At 64.9% G+C, this 3,292-nt stretch carries 3 protein-coding genes; 2 read left to right on the plus strand and 1 reads right to left on the minus strand.

Annotated elements, in window-relative coordinates; genetic code table 11:
• Positions 1 to 632 precede the first annotated feature (632 nt).
• Positions 633 to 1,403, plus strand: a complete 771-nt coding sequence (locus FJZ36_18575) for an NmrA/HSCARG family protein (GenBank protein ID MBM3216904.1) — start codon at positions 633 to 635, stop codon at positions 1,401 to 1,403.
• A 116-nt stretch (positions 1,404 to 1,519) separates the two neighbouring features.
• On the opposite strand, the gene FJZ36_18580 is transcribed toward FJZ36_18575, so the two are convergent.
• The gene (locus FJZ36_18580; GenBank protein MBM3216905.1) at positions 1,520 to 2,551 is read right to left on the minus strand and encodes a hypothetical protein; all 1,032 of its coding nucleotides are present in this window, start codon (positions 2,549 to 2,551) and stop codon (positions 1,520 to 1,522) included.
• Positions 2,552 to 2,761: 210 nt separating this feature from the next.
• Between FJZ36_18580 and FJZ36_18585 the strand changes: the two genes are divergently transcribed.
• Positions 2,762 to 3,292, plus strand: a 531-nt coding sequence (locus FJZ36_18585) for a xanthine dehydrogenase family protein subunit M (protein MBM3216906.1), incomplete at its 3' end; no start/stop codon positions are given.

Genomic DNA, 3,292 nt, shown 5'->3' on the forward strand with positions numbered 1-3,292 from the left:
ATAGCCTTTGGTTGCCCGGCTGAGTCGATAGAGGCGGTCTCGCAGGATCGAGTGGACGCCTTCGTTGCGGTTGACCTTCCCACCTTTGCCGATCCGATAGATCTGTTTCCCACTGGACTTGCCCCACTAGACCATCCAACTGGAGCCGCAGTGCGGACAACGCACGTCATGACGATAGGCAATGACGATAGGCACGAGCACGAGCCATCGCGATGTCTCCTGGGGTTAGCTGACAGGAGACTATCATAATCCCAACATCCATTGGGAACACCTCGTGGACAGTCGCCCATGGTCTCGTGCCAGACGCTGGAATCGCGCTACCCAGCACGCTCGACGACCCAGCATCGGGGCAACAAGGCGAATCCGTTGACCCCTCCGAGATGGCGCGGCTGCGACCGCCTCGATGGGACGAGGCATCGTCTCCTCAGCGCTCGGACGTAACTGGTCAGTGGCTCAGCAATATCGCCGCCTCCGGCTTGACTAAGCCCTGCCTTCGACGCACGATGGAGTCGCGCGCGCAATGCGCGGCGCAGGTGACATCCAGAAGCCAACAGACAGAATGCTCGAGGTCCCGGAGCGACCATGTGGCGCTCCGTGGCAGAACTCAGTGGGAAGAAGGCTAGCATGCCGACGTGGATGATGCCGACAGCCTGAAGCGCGCGTTCCGGGGCGCGTACGGCGCGTTCTGCGTCACGTTCTTCTGGGCGCATTTCTCGCCCGAGAAGGAACTCGCCCAGGCGAAGGCGATGGCGGACGCGGCGAAGGCAAGTGGGCTGCAGCACGTGATCTGGTCCACGCTGGAGGATACGCGGCTGCTGGTTCCACTCAGCGACGACCGGATGCCCACTCTCCTCGGCAAGTACAAGGTGCCCCACTTCGACGCGAAGGGCGAGGCGAACCACTGGTTCGCTGATGCCGGCGTTCCGACGACCCTCCTGAACACGAGCTTCTACTGGGACAACCTGATCCACTTCGGTATGGGACCTAAGAAGGGACCCGACGGGACCTACTCGCTGACGTTCCCCATGGGCGACAAGAAGCTTCCAGGGATTGCCGCTGTCGATATCGGCAAGTGCGCGTACGGCGTGTTCCGGCGCGGGGCATCGATGGTCGGCAAGACGCTCGGCATCGCCGGCGGGCATCCCACCATCGCCGAGATGGCGTCCGCTCTGAGCGATGTGCTGGGCGTGAAGGTGGTCTACAACGCTGTGGAACCCGAGGTGTATCGTGGGTTCGGATTCCCTGGCGCTGAAGATCTGGGGAACATGTTTCAGTACAAGCGCGACTTCAACGACGCATACTGTGCCGCGCGCGACCTACGCTCGAGCCGGGAGCTCAACTCGGAGCTGATGAGCTTCGGTGACTGGGCGCGCGCGAATAAGGACGCGATTCCGCTCGACTGATCTGTGCGCGGTGGTCATACTGCCGATAGCCACGCGCTGGTCAAGGGCTTCCGGGCGCGACGCGGGAGCCCTTGTCCATGTACGGAGCGGCAGGCGCGCTTACGATCTCACCTCTGTCAGACCGCCCGCCCAGCCGCCTTCAGGACGACGAGCGCGTCTGCCGTGATGAAGGGATTGCTCTTACGTCGGCTCGACCCGCCCCAGTCGACGATGGACACGCCGTTGTCGCGGGGATCGCTGGGGCGATAGTGCCGCGCCTCCGCTGGGAATCCGCCGTCCGATAGCCGCTTCGATTCCAGCAGATCGAGCGCGTCGGAACAGCGCGGATCGTCGATGAATCCGCATTCCGCCATGACCTTCAGACCGTACAGCGCGTCGTAGTGCCCGTAGGCGGGATAGTGGAGCGTGATGAACGCATCCTTGATCGGCTCGCCCGTCCGCTTCCGCTTGTAGAGGGATCGCGTCAGGAAGAGCTCCGACGCGCGTTCCGCCGCCTCGCGTGACGCGGCGCTGCCGGTGGCCTGCGCGTGGAGCCACAGCCCGCGCATCGGTATGAGCGACTCGTTGAACGACGAGATCGCCGCGTTGGGGTTCTTGTCGCAGTTCCAGCCGCCGTCGTCCCATTGCCAGCGTAGCAGGTTCTCGGCGAGTCGATCCGCGCGTTCGTCGGCGATTCCCAGCTTGAGCGTCGCGTAGAGGGCGTTTCCCTCCTGCGAAGCGCATCGGCGCGCGCGTCCGTTCATGATCGGCACGCCGAACTCTACCCGGCGGCGGTAGAACGCGTTGCGGCTTTCGCAAACGAATTCGCGCGTGTGCGAGGGCGACAGCCAGCGCTCATAGACCTGATCGCGCAGCGGAACCAGCGATGTATCGCCCGGCGGGTAATCCAGATCGGCGAGCACGGCGAGCACCCAGTGCGCGCCGCGCCATTTCTCGTAGGCGTGACGGGGGATTCTGCCCTCCTCGTTGCGTTCCGACAGCAGAGCTCGCACACGCGGCGATTCCGCGATCTCCCGTCGAACCGACCGCAACTCGTCTGCCGATTCTCCCAAGACGTGGGCGCGGATGCGGTAGCGAACGCTCGGCTCTCCGGTGCGCAGAAGCTCCTGGACGATGCTCGATGACGCGATGGAATCGGCTGGCGGCATACGCGCCTCCTGTCCTGACTCGGACGGCTGCGGAGCCGTCCCCCTGACCAGATGATGGGTCGGGCTCCCATCCTCGTCAACGCGGGCTCAAAGGCGTCGGATTGACGCCGCCGTTGCGTTCCCGCGCCGTTCGGGCTATCGTGGAGCCACGTCCGAAACTCCCTGCCGAGAACGCCCCAGAGGGGACGGGTTGCCTGAGGAGGGAACGGCTTGAAAGACATCGACTACGCTGCGCCCAGCACGCTTCGAGACGCCATCGCTCTCCTGGCGCAGGGGAACGGTCGCGCGCTCGCGCTGGCGGGAGGCACCGACCTCATCGTCCAACTGCGGGAGTACCGGCGCGACGCCGACCTCGTTGTGGACATCAAGAACATCCCCGAGCTCAACGAGCTGAGCAGTCATCCGACGCAGGGACTGCGCATCGGCGCGGCGGTTCCCTGCTACCGCATCTACGGGAATGGCGACGTCGCGGCATCCTATCCGGGAATCATCGACTCCGTCTCGATCATCGGCGCCACGCAGATCCAGGGACGCGCCAGCGTCGGCGGGAACCTGTGCAATGCCTCACCGGCGGCGGACTCCATCCCCGCCCTGATCGTCCACAGCGCCGTCGCCCACGTGCAGGGGCCCAACGGTTCCCGCGACGTGCCGGTCGAAGCGTTCTGCACGGCTCCCGGCAAGACCGTGCTGGCGAAGGGCGAGCTCCTCGTCCGGGTCACGATCCCGGCAGCCAAAGCACGT

It is taken from the genome of Candidatus Poribacteria bacterium (assembly GCA_016866785.1).
Taxonomy (GTDB): Bacteria; Poribacteria; WGA-4E.